Origin of the sequence: Hymenobacter gummosus (assembly GCF_003970915.1) — a bacterium.
GTDB lineage: Bacteria > Bacteroidota > Bacteroidia > Cytophagales > Hymenobacteraceae > Solirubrum > Solirubrum gummosum.
Genome location: NZ_RXOF01000010.1, coordinates 75,315 through 99,914, shown reverse-complemented (window position 1 = coordinate 99,914; position 24,600 = coordinate 75,315). Strand labels below are relative to the sequence as shown.

Annotated in this window: 16 protein-coding genes; 1 reads left to right on the top strand and 15 read right to left on the bottom strand. The window is 65.6% G+C overall.

The window, feature by feature from the left end:
* Nucleotides 1-16: 16 nt before the first annotated feature.
* From EJV47_RS17090 to EJV47_RS17070, 5 genes are all read right to left on the bottom strand, one after another.
* Nucleotides 17-1,222 carry an aldose epimerase family protein gene (locus EJV47_RS17090; RefSeq protein ID WP_126694389.1) on the bottom strand — a complete coding sequence of 402 codons (1,206 nt, stop codon included), beginning with the start codon at nt 1,220-1,222 and terminating at the stop codon, nt 17-19.
* Between the two features lie 275 nt (nt 1,223-1,497).
* Nucleotides 1,498-3,186, bottom strand: a complete 1,689-nt coding sequence (locus tag EJV47_RS17085; protein ID WP_126694388.1) for a family 43 glycosylhydrolase — start codon at nt 3,184-3,186, stop codon at nt 1,498-1,500.
* 38 nt (nt 3,187-3,224) lie between these two features.
* Nucleotides 3,225-4,283, bottom strand: coding sequence for a glycoside hydrolase family 43 protein (locus EJV47_RS17080; RefSeq protein ID WP_126694387.1), 1,059 nt, complete (start codon nt 4,281-4,283; stop codon nt 3,225-3,227).
* Nucleotides 4,284-4,357: 74 nt separating this feature from the next.
* Nucleotides 4,358-5,884 carry a RagB/SusD family nutrient uptake outer membrane protein gene (locus EJV47_RS17075; RefSeq protein ID WP_126694386.1) on the bottom strand — a complete coding sequence of 509 codons (1,527 nt, stop codon included), beginning with the start codon at nt 5,882-5,884 and terminating at the stop codon, nt 4,358-4,360.
* 62 nt (nt 5,885-5,946) lie between these two features.
* Nucleotides 5,947-9,114, bottom strand: coding sequence for a SusC/RagA family TonB-linked outer membrane protein (locus tag EJV47_RS17070; protein ID WP_126694385.1), 3,168 nt, complete (start codon nt 9,112-9,114; stop codon nt 5,947-5,949).
* 814 nt (nt 9,115-9,928) lie between these two features.
* Between EJV47_RS17070 and EJV47_RS17065 the strand changes: the two genes are divergently transcribed.
* Entirely contained in the window at nt 9,929-10,114 is a 186-nt protein-coding gene (locus EJV47_RS17065) for a hypothetical protein (protein ID WP_126694384.1), read from the top strand.
* A gap of 160 nt (nt 10,115-10,274) precedes the next feature.
* Here EJV47_RS17065 and EJV47_RS28465 read toward each other — a convergent pair whose 3' ends face one another.
* The 10 genes from EJV47_RS28465 to EJV47_RS17020 all read right to left on the bottom strand — a co-directional run bounded on the left by EJV47_RS28465 (nt 10,275) and on the right by EJV47_RS17020 (nt 24,516).
* Nucleotides 10,275-10,865: a carbohydrate-binding protein gene (locus EJV47_RS28465; protein WP_207895921.1), complete on the bottom strand. Its 591-nt coding sequence runs from the start codon at nt 10,863-10,865 to the stop codon at nt 10,275-10,277.
* An 11-nt stretch (nt 10,866-10,876) separates the two neighbouring features.
* Complete coding sequence (locus EJV47_RS28460) at nt 10,877-11,623, bottom strand: family 43 glycosylhydrolase (RefSeq protein ID WP_207895920.1); 747 nt, start codon at nt 11,621-11,623, stop codon at nt 10,877-10,879.
* A gap of 28 nt (nt 11,624-11,651) precedes the next feature.
* The gene (locus EJV47_RS17055; protein ID WP_126694383.1) at nt 11,652-13,226 is read right to left on the bottom strand and encodes a glycoside hydrolase family 43 protein; all 1,575 of its coding nucleotides are present in this window, start codon (nt 13,224-13,226) and stop codon (nt 11,652-11,654) included.
* 3 nt (nt 13,227-13,229) lie between these two features.
* On the bottom strand, nt 13,230-13,607 hold the full coding sequence (locus EJV47_RS17050; protein ID WP_126694382.1) for a family 43 glycosylhydrolase: 378 nt from the start codon (nt 13,605-13,607) through the stop codon (nt 13,230-13,232).
* A 155-nt stretch (nt 13,608-13,762) separates the two neighbouring features.
* Nucleotides 13,763-15,841: an alpha-glucuronidase gene (locus tag EJV47_RS17045; protein ID WP_126694381.1), complete on the bottom strand. Its 2,079-nt coding sequence runs from the start codon at nt 15,839-15,841 to the stop codon at nt 13,763-13,765.
* A gap of 45 nt (nt 15,842-15,886) precedes the next feature.
* Entirely contained in the window at nt 15,887-16,855 is a 969-nt protein-coding gene (locus EJV47_RS17040) for a glycoside hydrolase family 43 protein (RefSeq protein ID WP_126694380.1), read from the bottom strand.
* 365 nt (nt 16,856-17,220) lie between these two features.
* Nucleotides 17,221-19,149 carry a glycoside hydrolase family 97 protein gene (locus EJV47_RS17035; protein WP_126694379.1) on the bottom strand — a complete coding sequence of 643 codons (1,929 nt, stop codon included), beginning with the start codon at nt 19,147-19,149 and terminating at the stop codon, nt 17,221-17,223.
* A gap of 10 nt (nt 19,150-19,159) precedes the next feature.
* Nucleotides 19,160-20,845, bottom strand: a complete 1,686-nt coding sequence (locus EJV47_RS17030; protein ID WP_126694378.1) for a glycoside hydrolase family 43 protein — start codon at nt 20,843-20,845, stop codon at nt 19,160-19,162.
* A 59-nt stretch (nt 20,846-20,904) separates the two neighbouring features.
* On the bottom strand, nt 20,905-23,277 hold the full coding sequence (locus EJV47_RS17025; RefSeq protein ID WP_126694377.1) for a glycoside hydrolase family 127 protein: 2,373 nt from the start codon (nt 23,275-23,277) through the stop codon (nt 20,905-20,907).
* Nucleotides 23,278-23,379: 102 nt separating this feature from the next.
* Complete coding sequence (locus EJV47_RS17020; protein WP_243651202.1) at nt 23,380-24,516, bottom strand: endo-1,4-beta-xylanase; 1,137 nt, start codon at nt 24,514-24,516, stop codon at nt 23,380-23,382.
* Between the last annotated feature and the right edge of the window lie 84 nt (nt 24,517-24,600).

The following is a 24,600-nucleotide window of genomic DNA, read 5'->3' as shown; positions in this document are numbered from 1 at the left end:
CATCTCACCAGTTCACCTATTTGCGCACGCCGAAACGGTACACCGTGGTGGAGTGCAGCGTCTGGCCCGGCTTTAGGATGGTGCTCGGGAATTTGGGCTGGTTGGGTGAGTCGGGGAAGTGCTGGGTTTCCATGCAGAAGCCCGCGTGCTTACGGTACACCTCGCCGCCTTTGCCTTTCAAGCTGCCGTCGAGGAAGTTGCCGGTGTAGAACTGCAGGCCGGGCTCGGTGGTCGTCACCGTCATGGTGCGGCCAGAGGTGGGCTCGTACACCGTGGCGGCCGCGTGCATCCCGTCGGTCTGGTTGAGCACCCAGTTGTGGTCGTAGCCGCCGGGCACCTGGGCTATCCGCTCCCCGATTTTGTGGGGCGTGGTGAAGTCGAAGGGCGTGCCTTTCACCGGGCGCAGCTCCCCGGTCGGAATCAGCCCGGCGTCAACCACGGTGTAGCGGTCGGCCGGGAGGGTCACCTCGTGGCCGAGGACGTCCTGACGGCCCTGCAGGTTGAAGTAGGCGTGGTTGGTCAGGTTGACGGGCGTAGCCTTATCGGTAGTGGCCGCGTAGTCGATTTTCAGCTCGTCATTGGCCGTCAGCGTGTATACCACGGTCACGTCCAGGTTGCCGGGGTAGCCTTCCTCGCCGTCTTGGCTGCGGTAAGTGAGCGTGAGCGTCTGGCCGTCGGCGGAGGAGCCGGGCTGGGCCTGCCACAGCACCTTGTCGAAGCCGCGCTTACCGCCGTGCAGGTGGTTAGCGCCGTTGTTGGCGGCCAGGGTGTACTCCTTGCTGTCGAGCGTGAATTTGCCCTTGCCGATGCGGTTGCCGTAGCGCCCGATCAGGGCCCCGAAGTAGGGCCCGGCTTTCACGTACGCCGGACTTTGGTAGCCGCTCAGGCTGTCGAAGCCCAGCACCACGTCACCCAACTTGCCGTCCTTGTCGGGCACCAGCAGCTTGGTCACCGTGCCGCCGTAGTTGGTGATGCTGACCTGCACGCCGTGGGCGTTGCGGAGCGTGTAGAGCTGGGCCTGCTGCCCGTCGGCGGTGCGGCCGAAGGGGGCGGCCGTCGGGGCCGGGGCGGCGGAATCGGCGGCCGCGGCGGGGCGGTCGGCGGCGGACTGCCCGGGGGCGGTGGTCGTCGGGGAGGACCGGTCGCAGCCGCTGAGGCTGAGCAGGCCGGCCAGTCCGACGGCGCCGCTGGTCAGCAGGCTGGCGCGGAGGGTGTGGTTCATGGGAAGAGCTGGAATAAGCGGGCAGAAACGAGGGAACCGGAGCACTTCGGGCCGTGAGCCAGCCGCTTTCAAAAGCGGCTTCACCGGGCTCAAAAGGCAGCTACGGCAAATTCAGGGCGTAAAGTAGAAAAGGTTTACGGCTCACACAATCGTTTGTGTAATATTTGTGTAAAAAAGCCTACCTATCCCGGTTGCTGGCTTTGGGCTTACGAAAAACGGCATATCCGATTGTGTAGGATCTTGCCATTTTTCGCCAAACCGCCCGGGTTGCGGCGCTACTGTACGACCAGCTTCTGCGTGAGCGTAGCGGCGCCCCGCCGGAGGTGCACCAGGTAGATGCCCGGCTGCAGGGCCGCGCGTACGGTCAGCTGCCGCTTGCCGGCTTCGGCGGTCTGCTGGTGCACGCGGCGGCCCCGCGCGTCGAACACCTCCACCTGCGTAGCCGGGCCCGCCGCGCCCAGGTCGATGGTGAAACCCGTAGAGGGGGCCGGTACGGGGTACAGCGTAGCGGCCAGGGCATTGGCCGCGTTGCGGGCGGCCGTCACGCCCGTCGGCAGCAGCGTCCAGCGCTGGCACTGGCAGCCGTTGTAGTCCCACAGGCCCAGCTGCTGGCCCGGGGTCTGGGAGGCGTTAGGCACTTCCACCACGCGGTTGCCGTTGGCCGAGGCCAGCACCAGCGTGCCGTCGTTGGCGCGGTCGATGTAAAACTGCTGGCAGGGCTGCTGGGCGTAGGTGGCCAGGTGCAGCAGGGCGCCCCCGTTGGCGGCGCAGTTCACCACCGACACGGCCAGGCCGCCCTGGGCATTGGTGATTTTGTAGAGCCCGTCGCCGAGCGGGGCCACGTCCCAGCGCTGGCAGGTAAGCCCGGCGGGCGTGCCCTGCGCCACGGCCTGGCCGGCCACGCCGGTGCAGCCCCAGGCGTCCCAGATCAGGTTGCTGAGCTGGTTTTTGATTTCGTAGCGGCCGCCCGTTACCCAGTCGCGGCTCACCATGGGCCAGCTGGCGGCGTCCCAGGTGAGCTTGGCCAGGCCGAGCTTGGGCGCGCCGTTGTCGTAGGTGTCGTAGTAGTGGTGGGAGAAGTAGCTCACGCCGCCCTCCTCGAAAATGCCCGGGTGGCCGGGCCCGGCAAAGCGGCCCGAGCCGCTGATGAGCGGCGTGCCACCGCCGGCGTTCAAATCCATCCCGCTCTGGTCGAGGAAGGGGCCGGTAACGCTAGTGGAGCGGCCCACCTGGATGCGGTAGGTGCTGTTGGAGCCCTGGCAGCAGGCGCCGCGGTTGATGAACAGGTAGTAGTAGCCGCCGCGGCGGTACAGGCAGGCCGCTTCCACGTCGCCGCTGGCTACGGCGTAGGCCTGGGTACCCAGGGGCTTACCGGTGCTGGCGTTGAGCTGCATCATGCGCAGGCCGCCGAAAAACGAGCCGTAGGTTAGCCACAGGTCGTTGTTGGTGTCGCGGAAAATGGCCGGGTCGATGGCGTTGGCGGCGCTGCTGGCGTTGCTCGACACCACTTCGCCCTGGTCCACCCACTGGTAGTTGGGGCTGGTCGGGTCCAGCGTCACGTTGGTGACCAGCCCGATGGCCGACACCTTGGAGCCGAAGGTGGAGCAGGAGTAGTAGAGGTAGTAGCGGCCGTTCTGGTAAATGCACTCGGGCGCCCAGAAATTGCCCTGAAAGCCCGGCACCTTGCCGTTGATCCAGCCCGGGTAGGCGTTGTTGACGAACACCGGGCGCGGGGCCGGCGTCCAGTTCACCAGGTCGGTGGAGTACAGGCCGTAGATGCCCTGCCCGGTGGCAAACACCCAGTATTTGTTGCCTTCCTTGACGATGGTCGAGGGGTCGTGCACCCCGATCAGGCCCTGCAGGGCGTAGGCCGGCGTGCCGAGCCAGCCCAGCAGAAACAGCAGAAGCAAACCGAGCCGCCGGCGGTACGCGGCGGGGCGGCGGAGAAGTAAGCGTAAAGTCATGACGGTGGGAATGGGAAGTGGGGGGTGGCGCGGCGGGCTTATTCGCCGCCGGGCCGGGCCAGGGGAGTAGCAAGGGGCGCCGGGGTGCCGAAATTCGGCGTGCCGTCGGCGTTCCAGTTGAACTTCTGCATGCGCGGGTTGCGGCGGTTTTCGCAGCCTTCGCCCGCGTTGGAGTTGGCGTGGTAGATAATCCAGTTTTCCTGCCCGTCCCTGGAGCGGAAAAAGCCGTTGTGCCCGGTGGCGTAGGCCCGGCCGGCCGGATTGGGGCTGAACACGGGTCGGGCCGACTTGGTCCAGGAGGCGGGCCGCATGGGGTCGGCCGTGCTGCTGGCCGTGAGCATCCCCAGGGCGTAGAAATCGGTGCCGCAGAAGCTGGCCGAGTACACCAGGAAGGTTTTACCCCCGTGCTGCAGAATTTCCGGGCCCTCATTCACGTAGGGTGGGCCCTGCAGCTCCCAGTTGTACTCCGGGTGCGAGAGTTCCACCCGCGGGCCGGTGAGCGTCCAGGGGTTGCTCATCTGCGAGATGTAGAGGCGCTGAATGCCGTCCTGCCCGTTGTGGCCCGACCACACGAAGTAGCGCCGCCCGTTCTGCTCCAGCACCGTCCCGTCGAAGGCCCAGAAATCGGCGGCGGGGCTGAACAGGCGGCCTTTGTCGGTCCAGGTGCCGGTGGTGGGGTCGGCGGCGGCGTTTTCGAGCACCCAGGTGCGCTGCTGGCCCAGGTTGGGGCCCTCGGGGCCGGCCGTGTAGTAGATGTACCACTTGCCGTCGAGCCAGTGCAGCTCCGGGGCCCACAGGTTGCCCGAGGCTGGGCCGGTGGGCGGGGGCGTCCACACCACCACGCTGGACGTAGCCCCCAGCTCCGACATCTTGGCGGTTTTCCAGATGCGCAGGTTCGTCCCCGTGGTGTGCATGTAGTAGTACCCGTCCTTTTGCGCCACCCAGGGGTCGGGGCCCGAGGGCAGCAGCGGATTGGTAAAGGTGGCGGCCGAGGGCGCAGGGGTCGGCGGCAGCGGGGCCACCGTGGGCGTGCCGCGCTGGCAGCCCAGCAGGCCCAGCAGCAGCAGGACCCGGCGCCAGGAGCGTAGGCTGGTCATCGAATTGACGCGAAATCAGCCAGATGCCGGCGCGGCCCCGGAAAGCTCCAGGCCGCGCCGGCGTCCGGGGCGGCTTAGTAGCCCGGGTTCTGGCGCATGTTCGGGTCGATGTCGATGTCGCGCTGCGGGATGGGCAGCAGCTTCGAGACGCCCAGGCGGAAGTTGGTGAAGTCCGGGTCGCGCGCCGTCAGCTCGCTGATGCCCGCCTGGTTGTCCATCAGGCCCCAGCGCAGGATGTCAAACCAGCGCGTGCCTTCGCCCGACAGCTCCCGGGCCCGCTCCAGGCGCAGCTGCTGGCGCAGTTGTTCCTGGGTGGTGTTCGTCGACAGCGGAGCCAGATCCACGCGGGCGCGCACCTGGTCGATGAGGGGCCGCGCGGCGCCGAGCTGGTTTTGCTCGATCAGGGCCTCGGCCTGCATCAGCAGCACGTCGGCGTAGCGAATCACGCGGTGGTTGATGCCCGAGGAAAAGTTCTCGTTGGTACGGGTGCGGTCGTTGAGGTACTTGCGCCAGTATTGCTGGGTGGGGTTCCAGCCCCACTGCGCGAAGGTGCGGCCGTAGAACACGCCGGGGTTGCCGGCGTGAATGATGCTGATGTCGCGGCGCGGGTCGATGCGGCGGCGGGTGGTGCTGCCGGGCGCAAAGCTCACCGTCGAGTCGGTGTAGGCGTCGAGCAGCCAGCGGCGGGGCTGCACGTCGGCGAAGGTGGCGCCGGGCGGGCCGAAGAAGTTGGGCCGGTCGTGGCTTTCCGCGGAGGCCGAGTTGTCCTGCCCCTGCCCCACTTCCAGCACCGTGCCGGTAAACTGCACCTCAAACACCGACTCCCGGTTGTTTTCGTTCGTGTCGGTGAAGTTGTCCAGGTAGTTGGGCACCAGCGCGTACTGCCCGGAGCTGATGATCTGGGTGAACAGGGCCGAGGCGTCGGCCCAGCGGCGCTGCTGCATGTACACCTTGGCCAGCAAAGCCTGCGCCGAGCCCTTGGTGGCGCGGCCCTTGTCGGTGTCGGGGTAGGAGGCGGGCAGGTCCGGAATGGCGGCCTGCAGGTCGGCAATGATCTGGGCCTCGGTCTGGGCCGGCGTGGCCTGGGGGGCGCGGGTGGTTACCACCGGCTCCACCGTAATCAGCGGCACGTTGCCGAAGAAGTACACCAGGTCGAAGTAGGAGAGGGCGCGCACAAACCGGGCCTCGGCCACCAGCCGGCGGCGCAGCGTCTCGTCCATCTGAATGGCCGGCACGCGGGTAATTACCTGGTTGGTGCGGTAAATGGTGCGGTAGTAGTCATTCCACGCGAAGGAGGAAATGAAGAAGTTGTTGTCCGGGGTGATGAAGCGCGTGAAGTTGGCCAGCTCCACGAAGGGGCTCTGGCTGTACGACTCGTCGGAGCGGTGGGCCATGAAGTGCCAGCTGCGGTAGTAGCAGGCAAACTGCTGCAGGCCGGAGTAGCAGGCAAATACGCCCTTGATGGCGTCGTCCTGGGTTTTCCAGAACTGGTCGGTGGTGGGCGCGTTGGGGTTGGGCTGTTCGAGCAGGTCCTTGTCGCAGCTGGTGGCCGTGAACAGGCCGGCGGCGAGCAGCAGGGTGGCAAGCTTATGTACTTTCATGTCCGTAGCAAGAAGAAGGGTGAGGGCGGGCCGCCGACGCCAGCCGGCCGCCCGGGTTCGATCTAGAAGTTGACCTGCATGCCCCCGATGAAGGTGCGCACGTTGGGGTAGGAACTCACGTCGACGCCGCGGCTGTAGAAGCCGGTGCCGGTGATTTCCGGATCGAAGCCCGTATAGTCGGTGATGGTGAATACGTTACGCCCCGTCACGTAGAAGCGCACGCTCCCGAGGCTGGGCACCTTGCCGGTTACCGACTTGGGCAGGGTGTAGCCCAGCTGGATGTTGCGCAGGCGGATATAGGACCCGTCTTCCAGCCAGCGCGTGGTGTTGAACATGGCGTTCGAGGCCGCCGCCTGGCCCAGGTTGCCCAGGCCCCCGCCCTGCAGCAGGCGCGGAGTGGTGGTGGAGGGGTTGCTCGGGCTCCAGGGCGTCACGTCGGCGTTGTAGTTGTTCGGGCCGTTGTAGCTTTCCAGGTCGCGGCGGGCCTGGTTGTAGATCTTGTGGCCGCTGGCCGAGTTCAGGAATACCGACAGGTCGAAGCCCTTGTAGGCCGCGTTCAGGTTCAGGCCCATGAGCAGGCTCGGGATGGACTTGCCCGCAAACACGCGGTCGGCGTTGTCAATCTTGCCGTCGTCGTTGACGTCCTTGTAGCGCACGTCGCCGGCCGAGGCGTAGGGCTGAATTACCGTGCCGTTGGAGCTGCGGTAGTTGGCGGCCTCGTCGTTGCTCTGGAAAATGCCGTCGAAGGGAATCAGGAAAAACTCGCCGAGCGAAGTGCCCAGCTGCGAGCGGGTCACGCCCTCGCCGCCGCCGAAGGTCTGGTTGGCCACCGGCACGGCCGTAATTTCGTTCTTGACGGTGGTCAGCGTGAAGTCCGCGCCGTAGGTGAAGGCGTGGCGGGTGTCCTGGTAGCCCAGCGCCACCTCGAAGCCGCGGTTTTCGATGTCGCCCGCGTTCTGGTACAGGTCCTGGCCGAAGTGGCCGAGGTAGGTAGCCACCTGCACCGGCGCCAGCGCGTTGCGCGTCTGCGACACGTAGTAGTCCGTCGAGAACGAGAGGCGGTTGCTGAGCAGGTTCAGGTCCAGGCCGATGTTCTTGGTGTAGCGGTCCTCCCAGCGGATGTCCGGGCTGGGCAGCGCCAGCTGGGCCGAGCCGTTGACGATGGTCTGGCCGGTGCCGATGACGTAGTTCACGTTCTGGCCCACCAGCGGGTAGGGCAGGTAGCTGCCGCCGTAGGGCCCGTTCAGGGCGTCGTTGCCGTTCGAGCCGTAGGAGGCGCGCAGCTTCAGGTTGTCGACCTTGGGCAGCGCGTTCTTGAAGAAGGGCTCTTCGCTCAGGCGCCAGCCCACCGAGGCCGCGCCGAAGTTGCCCCAGCGGTTGGCCTTGGTGAAGCGCGACGACCCGTCGCGGCGCCCGCTCACCGACAGCAGGTAGCGGTTTTTGAAGTCGTAGGTGGCCTGGGCGAAAAAGGAACGCTTGGTGTACTTAAACGACGAGCCCCCAATGGCGCCCTTCTCCGAGCCGGCGCTCAGCTCGAAGTAGTACTGGGGCGAAGACGTGAAGCCCTGGCTGCCGGCCTGCACGTTGTGCGCGCGGAAGCTCTGCTCCGAGTAGCCCCCGATGGCGTTGATGCTATGGTCGCCGAAGCGCTTGGAGAAGTTCAGCGTGTTTTCGCCCAGCAAAAACACGTCGTAGCCCAGAAACTCGTTCAGCGACGAGGTGTTGATTTCCGTGTTCTGGCGCAGAATGCCGGCTTTCTGGGCGTCGGCGTTGCTGTAGGTGTGCCCGTCGATGGCCACGTTCAGCCGGTACGTCAGGAAATCGAAGATGGAAAAGTCGGTGCTCACGTTGCCGGCCAGGCGGTTGTCCGACTGCGTGCGGCGCAGCAGCTCCTGGGCCCCGATGGGGTTGGTGGCGAACGTGTTCAGAATGGGGGAGCCGGTGCCGTAGCCGCCGCGGTTGGCCGGGTCGTACACCGGAATGCTCGGCAGCATGATCAGCACGTCGATGAAGGGCGCGCCGTTGAGCAGGGTCACGTCCAGGTGCGTCAGCTGCAGGTTTTCCTGAAACTTGAAGCGGCCGCGGCTCAGCCCGGAGTTCAGGCGCATGCTGTAGCGCTTGAAGTCGGGGCCCTTTACGACGCCCTCCTGGTGGAAAAACTCCCCGGAAATCAGGAAGTTGGACGTGCTTTTCTCGCCGGTCGAGCCCCCCGAGAAGGCCACGTTGTAGTCCTCAATCGTGCCCGTCTGGAAGAACTCATCCTGCCAGTCCGTGTCGATGTTGGGGTTGAAGGCGCCGCCGGGCCCTTTCACGGCCCCAGCCAGGCTGTTCTGCCCGTTGTTGAGCGGGTCCAGGCCGGCATTGCGGTAAGCCTCCACGGCGCGGTCGGCCCATTCGCTGGCGTTGGTCAGGTTGTAGCGCTTGTACACCTGGTCGACGCCCCGGTAGCCGTTGAAGCTGATCGAGGGCACGCCGGCCTTGCCTTTCTTGGTGGTAATCTGCACCACCCCGTTGGCGCCCCGGGAGCCGTACACGGCCGTGGAGGAAGCGTCCTTCAGAATGGTCAGGCTCTCAATATCGTTGGGGTTCAGGTCGCGGATGTTGTCCGTCCACAGCCCGTCAATAACGTACAGCGGGCCGCTGGCCGCGTTGCCCAGCGTGCCGATACCGCGGATGTTGACGATGGGCACGGCGCCCGGGCCGCCCGAGCCCGTTACCTGCACGCCCGGCAGGCGGCCCTGCAGGGCCTGGGTAGCCGTAGCCACCGGGGCTTTGTTGGCCTCGCGCACGTCCAGGCTGCTGACGGAGCTGGTCACGTTCTGCCGGTTTTCGGCCAGGTAGCCCACCACCACCACTTCCGACAGCGCCCGGTTGTCGGGCACCAAGGTCACATCCACCGCCGTGCGGCCGCCCACGGCTACCTCCTGGGCCGTGTAGCCCACGAAGGAAAACACCAGGGTAGCGTTGTCGGGGGCATTGAGCGAGAAGCGGCCGTCGGTGTCGGTCTGCGTGCCGTTGCTGGAGCCTTTCACCACCACGTTGACGCCGGGCAGGCCTTGGCCTTTTTCGTCCAGCACGCGACCAGTTACCGTAATGTCCGCCGCCTGCGTCGCCGCGGGTTCCGCGTGCAATGAAGTGGGAGCAGCACCACCCAAAGCCGCCTGCAGGGGCAGGCAGCACAGTAGGACCGGTAGCGCGGGCAGGCGCTTTTTGGGTATGGACTTTTTCATGAGAGAAGATGTGGGAATTGTGGTAATTTCTGCACAATCGTTTGTGAAAAAAGTCAACACAAACGATTGTGTTTTGGAGCAAAAAAAAACCGGAAAACCGGGTCTGAGCGGCCGTGGCTTCAGACAAAAACCGCGTTTCTGCTATCCTGGCGGCCCTTTGTTGGTTGTCAGTGTAGCAAACGCGTGGTAAGGTTAACGAAAACACAATAGATAAACAAAAAATTGTTAGTGAGTGCCAACTTACTGCTATTCGGAGCAGGCTGGATAAGCCGGGGCCGGGAAAGTGTTTAGTTGTCTTTTAGCGTTGGATCCGCCGTTCGTTGCGCCCCCTGGAAGCGGACCCGGAACGGGTGTTGAACCTTCCCGTTAGCCGAAGAATCAATTACCCCCGGGGTTGACATGTTTGTTTACCCAAATAAGGCTCTGAGGTAGTTGAGCGTGGTCTGCTAATGCTTGACCGCGCCGTGCGCCTTCGGGGCCCGCGTCGCTTGGATGTACTGCTCAATCAAGTTGAGGAAGTCGGCCGGTGCCCGTTGGCGGTTATCGTAGGCAGGCCGCCTTGCGCCGCCCCTAGCGCCCGTTGCTCGCGCAGTTATGCCGGCTTGGGCGCCGTGCCGTTAGGCGTCGGCCAGCAGACGGCTGATAGTGGACAGGTGCCGCAGGGGTGCTTAGGCCTGCACCCCGGGCGAGTTGCCCACGACTTTCTGCCGGACGGTCAGCTACTGCTCGGGTTCGATTTTCTCGCCGGTAGAGAAACAGTAATCCTTGCTTGGTGTAGACGTACTGCACGTACACGGTCGGCTTGCCGAAGCCGATGCGGTTGCTGCGGAGCCGGAGCTTGGTGGAGCTGCGTCGGCAGACCGGGGCCGAGGCGGCCGCGCAGCTTGATGTGACCACGCTGCCCAAAGGCGTGTACGTGCCGACGTTGGAGGCCACCCGGCAGGTGCGTACCCGGCGCTTCGTGCAGGAGTACGCCGGGCAAGGGCCACCCCACGAATAATCAGGCGGGTCGGCCAGCTACGCGGGCCGCAGCTAGCCGACCCGCCGCTTGGGGGAGGCAGAAGCCGGCCGCCGTCTTGCCCAACAAGGCAGCGGGCCGGTATTGGAACGGCAACAGGCAAAACCGGACGCTTGGCCTGCCGGTTGCCGGCTAACCAGCTTTACTCAAACCGCATCCAGTCGATTTCTACCGGCGCGGCGGTTTGGGAGGCCACAACCAGGTGGTGCGTGCCGGGCTTGAATGCCGCCAGGGGCACCTGCACTTCCCGCCAGCCGGCAGCTTTCGGCACGCTTACTTGCGCCAGCACCGGTCCGTCGGCCGCGTCGGTGCGCACCTGCACCGTGGCGCCGGCGGGTGCCGCTACGCGCATGGTGAGGCGGCGGAGCGGCTGCTTGCCGAAGGCTACGCCGTTGTACTGCACCCACGCCTGCGGGCCCGACAATACGGTTTTCCAGCCCTGGAACGAGTGGGCGGTATCCAGAAACGCAATAGCCGCGCCACGTGGGCTGAGGCGGCTGTACCGGTCGAGCTGGATTTTCTGCCGGGCGTCGGTGAGGCCCACGCCGCGCAGGGTGGGTACTACTTGGCGGATGCGGCCGTCGGGCTCGAAAAACAGGCTATCGAGGCGGATGGAGCGGTTTTTATCGAAGCGGGGCGAGAGGTCGTTGTGGTGGTAGAACAGGTACCACTGGTTTTTGACTTGCAGCAGGGAGTGGTGGTTGGTCCAGCAGCCAGTCGGCGACTCGTCCATGATGACGCCCTTTACCGTGAATGGCCCCAGCGGCGAGGAACTGGTGGCGTACTCCAGCCGCTCGGTTTTGTGCTCGACGCGCGGATACGGAGGTAGTAAATGCCCTTGCGCTCAAAGACGTACGGGCCTTCCTTCAGGCCTTTGCTGGGCAGCTCGCCGAGGGTTTTGGGCTCTTCGGCCAGCTCCAGCATGTTGTCCTTGAGCTTGGCGCCGTAGATGTTGCCCTGCGACCAGTATAAATAAGCCTGCCCGTCTTTGTCGATCAGCACGTTCGGGTCGATGCCGCGCACGCCTTTGATGGGCGCGGGCTGCGGCACGAAGGGGCCGGTGGGCTTGTCGGCCACGGCCACCCCAATGGTGAAGCCCCGGCCGTTTATCGTCGTGTCTTTGGGCGTGGTGGGGAAGTAGAAGTAATACTTGCCGTTGCGCTCAATGCAGTCGGGCGCCCACATGCTGTAGCTGTCGGGCTTCACCCAGGGCACCTTGTTCTGCGTCACGATGACGCCGTGGTCGGTCCAGTCGGTGAGGTTGGCGGAGGAGAAGACGTGGTAGTCTTCCATCACAAACCAGCCGGCCCGCCCGCGTCCGGGGGCGGCCGGAATATCGTGCGAGGGGTACACGTACACCCGCTCGCCGAACACCCGCGCCGTGGGGTCGGCGGTGAACTGGTTGGTGATGAAGGGGTTTTGGGCGCGGGCGGACTGAAGGCCAAACACGGCCAGCGTAGCCAGCAGCCACGGTTTTAGGTTCTGTATCATGGCTTGAGGAGCTTTCCCGCCTGCGTGGCTACTTGGTCAGCTTATCCGTGATGCGGAAATAGTCGAAATCGGCGTAGCCGCCGGGGTTTTGGGTGGCGTAGTTGAACAGCCCGAAGCGGTAGCCCATGAAGTGCGGCAGCGTGTAGGCCATCTTGAGCGGGCCGCCGATGGGCTGCCAGGTCTTGCCGTCGAGGCTGTAGAAGAAGGTGGCCACGTCGCGGCGGTCCTGGAAGTCGCACTCGATTTTGAAGTACACCTTGTCCTGCGTGAGCGGCAGGCGCTGCAGCTCCACCGGCTTCTCCGACTCGGCGCTGACCATCACGATGGCCTTGCCACCCGCACTGGCCTGCACGCCCACCAGCCCGTAGCGCCGCTGCAGTACCCCGAGCCCGGCAAAGTCGCCCGCTTTCAGGTGCGACACGTCGAGGGCGGTGGTGCCGGCGCACACCGGCCCAACGGTGCGCTGCGTGAGCGTGTTGCGGGCCAGCACAAACGATGTATCGACCCGGCCGGTAGTCAGGCGCAGGTAGCCCGGGCGCTGGCTCACCGACCACAGCTTGTTGTCGGGGTTGTGGTTCCACTGCCACACCAGGGGCAGGGCCGCCTCGCCCTTGCGCCGACTGAATTCGTCGGAAGCCACGATGCCCGGAATCAGGCTCTTGTTGGTGGGCAGCGGCAGCGTTTCGGGCACCTTGCCCGCCGGGCTGCCCAGCACCGGCCAGCCGTCCTGCCACTGCACCGGCACCAGGTACGGAATGCGGCCCACGGCGCCAAAGTCGCGGAACAGGTAGGCGTGCCACTGGCCCTCGGGCGTGTCGATGAGTCCGCCCTGGGCCACGCCCAGGTCCTGCAGGGCCACGCGGCCTTCGTAGGGGCCGGTTATTTTATCGGCCCGGTGCACCACTACGGTGCGCATGCCGCCCTTGGGCCAGGTGATGTTGAAGAGGTAGTACTTGCCCTTGATTTTGAACAGCTGCGAGCCTTCGGCCACCAGGTTGATGGCGCTGGGTGGGCCGGCCGGGGCACTGGCATTGTCGATGATGCTTTGCGGCGCGGTGCCCGGCTTCAGGCCCGAAACGTCAGCGGTGAGTTCGGCCAGCTGGATTTTGCCCGCGCCGTAGAGCATGTACACGCGGCCGTCGTCGTCGAAAAACAGCGAGTGGTCGTGCATGCTGGGCCGGAAGGAAACGGCTTTCCAGGGCCCTTTCTCGATGTTTTTGGTGGAATACACGTGCGTCTTGCCCGTGGTTTGGGCAAACGTGCTGACGTAGTACTTGCCGTTGTGCAGGCGCAGGCTGCTGGCCCAGGAGCCGCGCCCGTAGGTGCTTTTGCCGCCCGTCAGCGTCATGGCGTCGTTGCTAGTCAGCGTGTCGTAGGCGTAGCTCACCAGCTGCCAGTTCACCAGGTCGGTCGATTTCATGATGGGCACGCCGGGGCTCATGTGCATGGTGGTGCTGCTCATGTAGTAGGTCTTGCCCACCCGAATCATGGCCAGGTCCGGCACATCGGCGTGCACTATGGGGTTGCGGGCCTGGGCCCGGGCCGCCGGCCGCAGCCCTAGCACGCTGAGCCCGGTCAGTAGCAGCAACAAGTAGTTTTTCATCGGTTAGCCTTCCTGTACTGCCGCGTAGAAGTAGAACTTGCCGTTGCGCGCCACCACCTGCGAGGCCCAGGCGTCCTTGGTGGCCCACTTGAAGTCGCGCACCTGCATGATGGGGCCGTGGGCGGTCCAGTTCTTCAGGTCGGACGAGGAGTAGCAGCGCCAGTCGTTCATGTTGAACATCTGGCCCTCCTTGGCTTCGTCGTGGCCCACGTACAGGTACACCCGGTCCTTGTAGACCAGCGGGGCCGGGTCGGCGGTGAATACGTCGCGCAGAATGGGGTTTTCGCCCGGCTTGGGGTTGGCCTGGCCATAGCTGCGCGGGGCCGGCGCGGCTAGCGCAATGGCCGCAGCCAGGGCCGCATAGGGGAGGAGTCTGGGCATGAGTGCGAGGGTGGAATAGGGCTAGATGGACGACTTGCGGGGGCCGAGGAAGCAAGCGGCGCGGGTGGGCGCCTCACCCCCCCCAGCCCCCTCTCCGAAAAAGGAGAGGGGGAGCCAGACGATTTTTTAGGTCTGCTGCTTCTGCTGGCTGGGCATTAGGGCTGGCGGGCGGGACGCGGGGGGCGGGGCGGCGTGTCGTAGGTAATGAGGGCTTCCAGCGTGTGCATGGGGGGCTCCACGGCGGCCGGAATGGGCAGGTGGCTGAACTGCTGGAAGTAGAGCAGGCAGGCATCTTTCCACATCACCGCATTACCACTCTGCGTGCGCAGCTTGTTTTGCACCGCCGCAAACCGTTCGGCGTCCACGTAGGGCTGGGCCTGGTCCCAGGTGCGCTGAAACTGCCGCACCTGCTGCACGCCGCGGTCGTAGTGCAGGGCCAGCTCGTCCCAGAGCGTGCGGCCGCTTTTCATCTGGAAAGTCCAGGGCAGGTGGTGAAACCAGAGCAGGTACTGGTCGGGGCAGGTGGCGGGGTCGTTGAGCTGTGAGGCCAGCGGCTCTTGGTACTGGCTCACCGCGTCGCTGCCGGTCTTGGTGCGGTCGAAGCCCACGCCGTTGGCGGCGGCCTGGTGGTAGTAGGGCGGCGTCCAGTCGGCGCGCATTCTGGGGGGCGCCCACCAGGGGCCGGGCCCGTAATGGTCGTGCGTGGCCGACATGATGTGGTGCAAACCCAGCGGCATGGAGTAATCGACGATGGCCTCGCGGCTGGCCAGCATCAGCTGCGCTACGGGCGTCAGGAACTGGGTATTCCAATCGGCGGGCGGTGGGGCGCCGCCGGCGGCGTTCTGGAAGGTGAGCTTCAGCCATTCTTCGGCTATCTGGGCGCTTTGGGCGACGCTGTTCCAGGCCAGTCGCCCGAAAGCGTACCAGTTGGCCTGGGCGAAGTCGTGGCCGGTCCAGTTGCGGTCCAGGCCCACGTTCGACACGCCGGCCATGGCTGAGTGCGCCTGCCGGTACACGCTGCCGTTGGTGCAGCGGGCCACGGTGCTGCCGGGGCCGGCCTGGTAGGTGTCACTCTGCAGGCACTCTTCCCACATCGGCGCCAGGTAGGCCAGATCGATAGCGTGGCCGAGGTACTCCTGGGTAATCTGGAGCTCGGGCATGACGGCCGTCTTTTTCAGCGCTCCGAACAGCGGGCTGAACGGCTCCCGGGGCTGAAAATCCACCGGCCCGTTCTTGACTTGGATGATGACGTTGTCGCGGAATTCGCCGTCGAGCGGCACGAACTCGTTGTAGGCCTGCTTGGCGCGGTCCTTATCGGAAGGGCTGTACACGAAGGCCCGCCACATCACCAGGCCGCCGTAGGGCCGCACGGCGTCGGCCAGCATGTTGGCGCCGTCGGCGTGGGTGCGGCCGTAGTCCTGCGGGCCGGGCTGCCCTTCGCTGCTGGCCTTCACCAGAAAGCCGCCGAAATCCGGCACTTGCTGGTAGATTTCCCGGGCCTTGCCCTGCCACCATTTGACGACGGCCGGGGCCAGCGGGTCGGCGGTTTTGAGGCCGCCCAGCAGCACCGGCGAGGAAAACTTCACCGAGAGGTAGGTTTTCACCCCGTAGGGCCGCAGCGCGTCGGCAATGGCTTTTACGCGGCCCAGGTACTCGGCCGAGAGTATCACGGGGGAGGCATTCACGTTGTTGAGCACCGCGCCGTTGATGCCCACCGAGGCGTTGGCGCGGGCGTACTGCTGCCACAGCGCTTTGTCGCGCGGGGTCACGACCAGGGCGCTGTCCTTGCGCCAGAAGATGGACTTGCCCGCGTAGCCGCGCTCCACCGAGCCATCGGGGTTGTCCCAGTGGTTCAGCAAACGAAGTTCATACGAGGGGTTGGATGGTTCAGCGGATACCGGCTGGCCGGTTTGCTGGCGCCGCAGTAGCTCGAACACGCCGTACAGCAGGCCCCGCTCGGTGCTGGCCTGTACACCCCGCGCGCTCAGGCGAAACCCGTCGTATCTGATGGCCTTGTCATTTTTCAGACTCAGCGTGACGGTGGCGCCAGCGGCACCCTGCCAGCCTAGCTGCAGCTCCTGCCTGGCCGTCGTCAGCAAGGCGGAGTTTCGGGCGGGCAGTACGACCGTAACCGGGGCCGTGGCCCGGGCCCGTAGCCAGAGCTGGTGGCCGTCTTCGGCACGCAGCCCCAGCGTTGTTCCCAGGAAAAGAACGGGAATGAGAAGCGTTTTCATAGGTGGAAGGCGAAGGGAGAAGCCGCGTTCAAATAATCCGGCGGCTTACTTCACCGGCGCTACGCCCTGGGTGGTCTGCACGATGGGCTTGATGGTGCCGTCCGGGTTGTAGTACATGTAGTCCACGCACACGGAGCGGCGGAAATTGCCTCCGCTGGGCAGGCTGCCGTTGTGGTAGAAGAAGTAGCTTTTGCCCTTGTAGTCGACGATGCCGGGGTGGGTGGTGCCGCTGTTGGGCACGTTGCCCTGGATGATGCCCTGGTAGGTCCACGGCCCGGTGGCGGTGGGAGCCGTGCAGTACCCAATCATCTCGGGTTTGGTGCCGGCGCTGGCGTACACCAGGTAGTAGAGCTTTTTGCGCTTGTACACCCAGGGGCCTTCGATGTAGTTTTTGGGCCTGAAGACGGTGATGGGCCCGGCCAGCTCGGTCATGTTGTCCTTGAGCTTCATCCAGCGGCAGCTGCCGTTGCCCCAGTACAGGTAGGCCTGCTTGTCGTCGTCGATGAATACCGTCGGGTCGATGTCGTCCCAGCCGTGCTTCTGGTCCAGGGTCATGTCGTTTGAAATCAACGGCTTGCCAATGGCATCCCGGAACGGCCCGGTGGGGCGGGCCGACACGGCCACGCCAATGGCCGCGCCCCGGTTGCCGGCCTTGTTGTTCGGATCCGCGTTGCGCTGAAACGTGGCCACAAACCAGTAGAACTTGCCGTTGCGGTACACGCACTGGGCCGCGTAGGCATCCCCGGTGGCCCAGGCAAAAGTTCGGACCGAGAGGCGCGTGCCGTAATCCTTCCAGTGCACCATGTCGGTGGTGGAGTACACGCGCCAGTCCGGCATCTTGTAGTTGGTTTCCTGCACCGAAGCCGTGTCGTGACCGGTGTACAAAAACAGCGTGTCGTGGTACACCAGCGGCGCCGGGTCGGCCGTGAATACGTCGCGGATGATGGGGTTCTGGGCCCGCAGACCAACAGCAGTCAGCAAGCCGAGTAGGACGGTGAGGAGGGTGGCTTTCATGCTTGGTGGGCGTTGGGCTGGATGGGCAGTTAGAAGTAGAATTGCTCTGCTTATCAGGGCGTCATGCCTCATCTGACGTCCGCTTGTCGAAGCATCTCTACCGCTTCGTCTGCGTTCGTTCCGGCTTACCACATTGAGCTGGCCGAGACATTGTGCGTGCGGTTGTTGCGCCTCACCCCCCGGCCCCCCCTCCGAAAAGGAGAGGGGGAGCCAGGCGAAGCAGGAGCGAGGCTTCGCAGCATTCAGGCGGCCTTCTTGAGCCTGCGTGCCAATTCGCTTATAATGCTTCGGCAGAGAAGTCAGCAGACAAAAAATCGTCAGGCTCCCCCTCTCCTTTTCGGAGAGGGGGCCGGGGGGTGAGGCCCCTACGGCCGCACCACGAAGCCGCCGCGCGCGGGCAGCATCAGGCTCAGGGTTTTGCCCGATACCGGCTGGGTGCGGAAGCTGCGGTTGGTGTCGCCGTCGGTGATGAGCGTACCGGCCGAGAGGCCCAGCTTACCGAGGTCGATTTGCAGAGTTTTGGGCTCATCCGTGCCGTTGATGCCGGCCAGGTACCAGCGGCCGTCGGGGGCCTGGCGGGCCAGCACGGCGTACTCGCCGGGGAAACCGTCGACGTACTTCACGTCGGCCCAGCGCGGCGGCAGGCTGCGCATGAAGTCCTGCACGTAGGCGGGCTGGGCGGTCATGCCCTCGGGCACCTCGGCGTAGTGCTGAATGCCCGATTGAAACAGCACCGCCAGGGCCAGCTCGAAGGCGTTGGAGGTGCGGCGCTGCTTGCCCCGGATTTCCGAAAACGCCACCGGCGTGAAATCCATCGGGCCCACCGCGTTGCGGGTGAAGGGCAAAGTGGCGCAGTGGGTGGCTTCTTGGTCGGTGTTGCGCTGGTCGAAGGTCAGAAACTCGAAGCCCTTCACCGCCTCCATCGTCATCAGGTTGGGGTAGGTGCGGTTCCAGCCGCGCGGCAGGGTGGCGCCGTGGAAGTTCACCAGCAGCCCGGCCGCGGCGGCATCGACCAGCAAGTCCTGGTAGTAGTTCATGAACGACTGCCCGTCGCCGCCGAAGAAGTCGATTTTGACGCCGACCACGCCCATCTGCTTGATGCGGGCAAACTCCCGGCGCCGGCTTTCGGGCTCGAACAGCACGTTGGTGGGCGTCTGTGGGGCCTGGTTCCAGCTACCGTTCGAGTTGTACCACACCAGCAGCCCCACGTTCTTGGAGCGGGCGTACTGGGCCAGCTCCTGCGTCTTGTCGTAGCCGATCTGCTTGTCCCAGAGCGCATCCACCAGGCAGTACTGCCAACGCATATCGGCGGCGTAGTCGATAAAGCGGCGCTGCACGTCGTAGGTGGTGTTCTGGTCGCCCATCAGCACCCACGACCACGAGGCCTTGCCCGGCGCCGTGGGCAGCGCGGCCGTCTGGGCCGGCGCGCTCAGGTCGGTGGTCAAGGTCGATTCCACGATGGGGGCCAGGGACTTGCCCACGACCAGCACGCGCCAGGGCGTGCGCCAGGGCAGCGGGCTTTCGGGCAGCAGGGCCGCTTCGGGCGTGGTTTTCTCCGGCGCCTGCGGAAAGGCAATCTGGTACTCACCGCCCACCGATTCGTGGGCTAAATGACTGCCGCAGTAGTTACGGGCCATGCCGGCCTCAGTCAGCAGCAGCCAGTGCCCGCCAGTCTGAAACAAGGCCGGAAACGACCAGCCCTGGCCTATCGGGGAAGGCGTGCCGACCGCAATGCCGCGCTGGTAGTTTTCCTCGTACGAGGGCTGGGTGTTGGCAAAGCCCGTCTGGGCCTTGGCGTGCGGGTGCAGCCAGCCCTTAGCGCTGGCCGGCAGCCGGAACGTGGTGGCTTCCTGCTCGATACGCTGCACGTCTTTCGACTGGCCTTCAATCAGGTACTGAAACGCCACGCCGTCGTCGGAAACTTGGAAGATGACGCTGAGCTGCGGCCCGCCGGCCGGGCCCGCGTAGTGCAGCACGCGGCGGGTAGCCCGGTAGCGGCAGCGGGCGCGCTTGTCAGTGCTGATTTGGTAGTCGTCGGCGACGGTCGTGGCCTTATCGGCCTGGGTCAGGCGCAGGCCTTGGCTGAGGTCGGCGCCGGCCAGCTGCAGGCCCAGGCGCGAGGGCTGCAGCAGCTCCGTCTGGCCGTAGCGCACGGCGTAGGTGGGCTGGCCCTGGGCGGTGAGGTCCACCGTCACGCGCACGGCCCCGTCGGGGCTGCTGATCTGGATGGGCTGGGCGGCCCGAGCGGCGCCGAGGGGTAGCACGAGCAGGCAAAACAGGGTGAAGTAACGCATACGGCTATGCTTATTGGCGGTACATCGGGTCGTTGCCCTCATACTTCAGCCACTTGAAGGCGGCCGTGCTGGTCGTGGGCTGGCCCGCCGAGGTGCCGTACATGCCTATCACGCAGCCGATAAAGCCGCCGGCCGTCTGGGTGCTCAGGAAACGGGCGTCCACCTGGTCCTGGAGCGTCTGCCAGGTTTTGCCGTCCTCCGAAAACTGGAAGCCGTAATTGTCGCCCGCCGCGTTGACGCGCAGCCACAGCTTGCCGCCAGCCGATTTGAGCGGCATCTGGGCCAGCGGCTCGGTCTTTTTCACGTCGGGGGTGCTTTTCAGCAGCTGCACCACCGGCTTGCCGTCCGCCACCGATTTGCAGAGGTAGTAGAAGTGCTTTTCGTCCTGAAACACCACCAGCCCGGCCGACTCGTTGGCGGCTTTGGCCGTGAAGTTCAGCTCGGTTTTGGTGCTGCCGTACATGTGCTGCTGCCGCTTGCCCACGAAGGCCGGGTTGCCGGTTTCAGCCACGGTTTCGGGCTTGAGCTTCAGCGTAAGGCCGTTGGCCTTGCTCAAGGAGAAGTTGCTGCTATCCACGGTGCGCATGAACAGCAAAGCCGGGTCGAGCTGCTTTTCGAAGGTGAGGCTGTAGCCGAAGTTGCCGCTCTGGGGCCGGGCATCTTTCTGCTTCACCTCGGGGAAGTTGACCGGGTAGCTGTACTGCACGCCGCCCGGGCCCGGCACCGTCACCGGCCACTCGTCTTTCCACTCCACGGGCACGATAAACGTTTCGCGGCCGGTGTTGTAGTGGTTGCCCTCGTAGGGCCGCACGGCCAGGAAAATGGCGTAGGTTTTCCCGTCGGGCCCGTCCACAAACTGCGCGTGCCCGGCCGAGGTAATCGGGTCTTTCCGGTCGCGCGGCAGCTCGCGCTGCGAGAGGATGGGGTTTTTCTCGTAGGGCACGTACGGCCCCAGCACCGCCTTGCTGCGGAACACCACTTCGGTGTGGTTCACCGAGGTGCCGCCCTCGGCCGCGTACAGGTAGTACCAGCCGTTGCGCTTCATAATGTGCGGCCCTTCAATCCACACGGGCTTTTTGCTCAGATCCACCCCGCCGTTGACCAGGATTTGCGGTTCGCCCACGGTCGTGAGCTTCACCGGGTCCAGCTCGATGATCTTAATGGAGCGGTGCCCGTCGTAGAGCGGCTTGCGGTCGGGCGGGTCGCTGTTGTAGATGACGTAGGCCTTGTCGCCCTCGAAAAACAGCGAGGGGTCGATGCCGCGTACCTCGGGCAGAAACACCGGGTCGCTCCAGGGGCCGGCGGGGCTCTTAGCCGTCACCACGAAGTTGCCCTTGTGGTCGATTTGGGTGCAGGTGACGTAGTACGTGCCGTTGTGGTGCTCGATGGCCGGTGCAAACAGCCCGCGCGTCATCCGGTCGCCCAGGAAGTTCATCTGCGAGGGCCGGCTGATGACGTTGCCGATCTGCTTCCAGTTCTTGAGGTCCTTGCTGTGAAAAACCGGAATGCCCGGAAAGTAGGAAAACGTGGAGTTGACCAGGTAATAATCCGTCCCGACGCGAATCACGCTGGGGTCGGGGTAGAAGCCCGACAGGATGGGGTTGGTCAGCACAATCGATTGTGCGATGGAAGCCGAATGTTGGAGCAGCAGGGCCGACAAGGCCGTAAGCAGCAGTCTTCGTCGCGGGAGGAGCATGGGGCGGAGGGGATGGGTGGTCGAAAAAGGAAGTTGGGGGGTTTAATGCTTATCAGGACTCAGCGGAGCAGGCGCACGTCGTAGACGCCGCCGGCCGTGGAGCTGGGCGCAGCCTCGAACTTTACGGTGAGCGAGGTGGCGCCCGGCGCCCGGCGCAGGGCCTCGGGCAGCGGGTACTCCACGTCGTAGAAGTTGCCCTCGGGGTTGCCGGTCAACGTCACCTGGGTCAGCGGCGCACCGTTTACCAGGATGGTAAAGCGGCGGTTTCGGTCGCCGCCGGCGTAGGTGACGCGCAGGGCGCGGGCGGCCCGCTCGGGGTTGCGCAGCTGGTAGCTAAACCAGCCGGCGGCGTGGCGCCAGTGGCGGTGGCGGTGCAGGCCGGTTTCCGTCTGCTCGCCCCGGAAGCCGTGGTCCGATTCGGGCTGCTGCTCGCCGGGCGTCACCTGGTCGATGGTGCGGGCTTCGAGGGCGCGCTTCTCGGCGTCGCGGCGGCGGATTTCCTCGGTGCGGGCCACCAGCCCCTCGGGCGTGGTCACGGGCCAGTACACCATGTAGCGCGCGTCGTGAATCTGGTAGAAGGGCACCAGGCGCAGGTTCTGGTACCGCTCGGCCCCGCTCAGGCCGGCGGCGGTAAACGTGAGCGGCTGGCCGGCTACGGGGCGGATGCTGGCGGCCACGTCCTTGGGCGTGGGGGTGACGAGCACCGGCGCTTCTTCCAGCGGGTAGAGCGGGCCGCTGGCTACGTGGGCCATGCGCTGCCCGTCGGCGCGCAGGCCGCGCAGGTCGGTGGTATCGGTGGCGGCGGCCAGCACCAGCGGCCCGTGCACGAACGACACCCAGGGCGAGCCGTCGGGCAGCGGCTCGGCGGTGGTGTGCATGGGCAAGGCCAGCGTCACCACGTCGCCGCTGCGCCACTTGCGCGTGAGCGTCAGGTAGCCGGGCGAAGATGCGGCGGGCGCGACGGGTTTGCCGTTTACCTGCACCGCCAATTGGCCCGCCGGCAGCCAGCCGGGTTGGCGGATGCTCAGGGCGAAGGTGCGCGGCTTCTTGAGCTTCAGCTGTAGCTCGGAGCGTTCCTCCCGCGGAAAGGTCGTTTGCTGGGTCAGCGTCAGGCCCTGCTCGGGCCAGCTCAGGCGCGAGGGCACGAACAGGTTTACCAGCAGCTCCTGCTCGTTGCGGTGGGCGTACACCAGCTCGCCGTACTTGGCGTGGTTTTCCAGGCCCGAGCCCACGCAGCACCAGAAGCCTTCCTGCGGCTGCGAATACACCCGGTAGTGGCGCGGGCGCATGGGCGTGAAGTACACGAAGCCGCCCGCCGGCCCCGGGTGCTGCGACGAGAGGATGTGGTTGTACATGGCCCGCTCGTAGAAGTCGAGGTAGCGCGGGGTGCCGCTGGTGAGGTACAACTGCTGCGTGAGCTTCAGCATGTTGTAGGTGTTGCAGGTTTCCGGGCCTTCCACGCCTTCGATCATCGAGGCGAAGTTGCCGGCCGGGTTGAAATGCTCACTCACGCTGTTGCCGCCGATGGACACCGTGCGGCGCTCCACCACCGTCTGCCAGAAAAACTCCGCCGCGCCGCGCCAGGCCGGGTCGCCGCCCGCCTCGGCCACCCGCTCGAAGCCGATGACCTTCGGAATCTGGGTGTTGGCGTGCATGCCGTTGAGCACGTCCTGCCGGGCCAGCAGGGGCGTCAGCACGGCCTGGTGCGAGAAGCGCTGCGCCAGCTTCAGGTACTTCTTGTCGCCGGTGAGCTGGGCCACGTCGGCAAACACCTCGTTCAGGCCGCCGTGCTCACTGCGCAGCATGTCCTGAATCTGCGTGTCCGAGAGGCCCGCCGTCAAATCCAGGCACCAGTCGGTGAGGCGGATGAGCATGGTGCGGGCCTGCTGGTTACCCCCGATGAGGTAGGCGTCGCGCAGGCCGGCGTAGGTTTTGTGCAGGTTGTACCAGGGCACCCACTTCTGGTTCAATCCGAAGCTGTTGGCGTTGATCTGCCCGGCTTTCACCTGCTGCCACATGGCCCGGCCGCCGGGCACGCCGCCCAGGTAGCCGTCGGCATTTTGCTGCTGACAGCGCGCCAGCTCCTCCACCATATAGGTCAGGCGCTGCTGCACCTGCGCGTCGTGGGTGGCGGCGTACATCAGGGCCAGGGCCGAGAGGTAGTGCCCCCCGATGTGGCCGTCGAGGCCGGTGTTTTCCCAGTTGCCGTAGCGCGGCGCCTTCGAAGGCAGGCCCGCCTCCAGCCGGTACGGGGCCAGCAGCCGGTCGGGGTCGAGGGCCAGCAGGTAGGCTTTGTCGGTCTGCTGCGCCTGCTGGAACGGCCCGGGCAGCAGCTCCACGGCCGTGGCCGGGAAGCGCTGCAGCGGTGCCGGCTGGCCCAGGCTCAGCAGGGGCAGCAGGCCCACGGCGGAAAGTAAAAGAGCGCGTTGCATGGCAGGTTGCGTGAGGTTAAAGGCGGCCTACCGCTCTGGAGCCGGCGGTCGGGGGACCAGAGCACCCCGGCCGGGAAAGCACCCGCGGAGGCCAAACCAACATTAGTGCCCCGCCGGCCGGGCGCTGCCGGTGGCCTGCAGCACCGCCGGCAACGCCGGTTTGGGCTGGTAGCGGCGGTCGAACAGTAACGGGTAGCTGGTGCGGCCCCGGATGGGCCAGTTGTTCAGCCAGGAGTCGGCGTCGGTCACGCCCCAGAGCGTGACGCGGTCAATTACGTCGCGGTGCTTATGGAACAGGGCAAACAGGTCGGCGTAGCGCCGGGCCAGCTGCTGCTGCACCGAGTCGGGCAGGCCGGCCGGGTAGGGGTTGTAGCGCGGGTCGGCGGCGTAGTTTTCGGAAACGTCGGCGCCCTGGCGGCGGCTGGGGTTGGGCAGCACGTCGATGTCCAGCTCGGTGAAGTTGACGCGCACGCCCAGCTTGGCGAAGGCCACAATGCTGGCTTCCACCTGCTCGATGGTCGGCTGCCGCAGGCCGTAGTGGCCCTGCATGCCGATGGCCGTAACCTTGATGCCCTTGGCCTGCAGGCCTTTTACCAGCCGGATAACGCCCTCGCGCTTTTCGGGGCGGTAGAGGCTGTAGTCGTTGTAGTACAGCTCCGCCTTGGGGTCGGCCTGGTGGGCAAACTCGAAAGCCTTGGCGGCGAAGTCTTCGCCCAGAATTTCCAGCCATTTGGTCTTGCGCAGCGCGCCCTGCTGGTCGTCGATGGCCTCGTTGACCACGTCCCAGCCCTGGATTTTGCCCTTGTAGCGGCCCACCACGGTGCGGATGTGCTCCTGCAGGCGCTGAAGCAGCACCTCGCGGCTCACGGGCTGTCCGGCCTCGTCCTCAAATACCCACTTGGGCGTCTGCTGGTGCCAGAGCAGCGTGTGCCCAATGATGAACATCTTGTGCTGCTGCCCGAACGCCACGTAGGCGTCGGCGGGCTGGAAGTTGTACTGCCCGGGCCGGGGGTGCACCGGCCCCCACTTCAGCAGGTTTTCGGGGCTGATGGTGTTGAACTGCTGCCGGATCAGGGCGGTAGCCTGGGCGTCCTGGCCGCTGCTCTGCCGCTGGTTAAGCGCCGCGCCGACGTAGAAATCCTTTTTGTATACGTCTTTCAACGCGGGCTCCGACTTCGGCATCAGGCCCAGGGATACGCCGGCCAGGGCGAGGTAATATAAGCGGGTGGGTGGGGGCAAGGGGAAGGCGCGATTAGAACAGAATGACAGCGGGGAAGGGGAGCGGCGCCCGCGGCTGGGTAGTGCCCGGTCGCCTGCCGACGG

Coding starts and splice junctions, on each gene's coding strand:
- EJV47_RS17040 (WP_126694380.1), bottom strand. CDS start 16,855: ATGAAAGCCACCCTCCTCACCGTCCTACTCGGCTTGCTGACTGCTGTT.
- EJV47_RS17080 (WP_126694387.1), bottom strand. CDS start 4,283: ATGACCAGCCTACGCTCCTGGCGCCGGGTCCTGCTGCTGCTGGGCCTG.
- EJV47_RS17090 (WP_126694389.1), bottom strand. CDS start 1,222: ATGAACCACACCCTCCGCGCCAGCCTGCTGACCAGCGGCGCCGTCGGA.
- EJV47_RS17065 (WP_126694384.1), top strand. CDS start 9,929: ATGCGGTTGCTGCGGAGCCGGAGCTTGGTGGAGCTGCGTCGGCAGACC.
- EJV47_RS17025 (WP_126694377.1), bottom strand. CDS start 23,277: ATGCAACGCGCTCTTTTACTTTCCGCCGTGGGCCTGCTGCCCCTGCTG.
- EJV47_RS17045 (WP_126694381.1), bottom strand. CDS start 15,841: ATGAAAACGCTTCTCATTCCCGTTCTTTTCCTGGGAACAACGCTGGGG.
- EJV47_RS28465 (WP_207895921.1), bottom strand. CDS start 10,865: ATGGACGAGTCGCCGACTGGCTGCTGGACCAACCACCACTCCCTGCTG.
- EJV47_RS17075 (WP_126694386.1), bottom strand. CDS start 5,884: ATGAAAGTACATAAGCTTGCCACCCTGCTGCTCGCCGCCGGCCTGTTC.
- EJV47_RS17050 (WP_126694382.1), bottom strand. CDS start 13,607: ATGCCCAGACTCCTCCCCTATGCGGCCCTGGCTGCGGCCATTGCGCTA.
- EJV47_RS17030 (WP_126694378.1), bottom strand. CDS start 20,845: ATGCTCCTCCCGCGACGAAGACTGCTGCTTACGGCCTTGTCGGCCCTG.
- EJV47_RS17055 (WP_126694383.1), bottom strand. CDS start 13,226: ATGAAAAACTACTTGTTGCTGCTACTGACCGGGCTCAGCGTGCTAGGG.
- EJV47_RS28460 (WP_207895920.1), bottom strand. CDS start 11,623: ATGATACAGAACCTAAAACCGTGGCTGCTGGCTACGCTGGCCGTGTTT.
- EJV47_RS17085 (WP_126694388.1), bottom strand. CDS start 3,186: ATGACTTTACGCTTACTTCTCCGCCGCCCCGCCGCGTACCGCCGGCGG.
- EJV47_RS17070 (WP_126694385.1), bottom strand. CDS start 9,114: ATGAAAAAGTCCATACCCAAAAAGCGCCTGCCCGCGCTACCGGTCCTA.
- EJV47_RS17035 (WP_126694379.1), bottom strand. CDS start 19,149: ATGCGTTACTTCACCCTGTTTTGCCTGCTCGTGCTACCCCTCGGCGCC.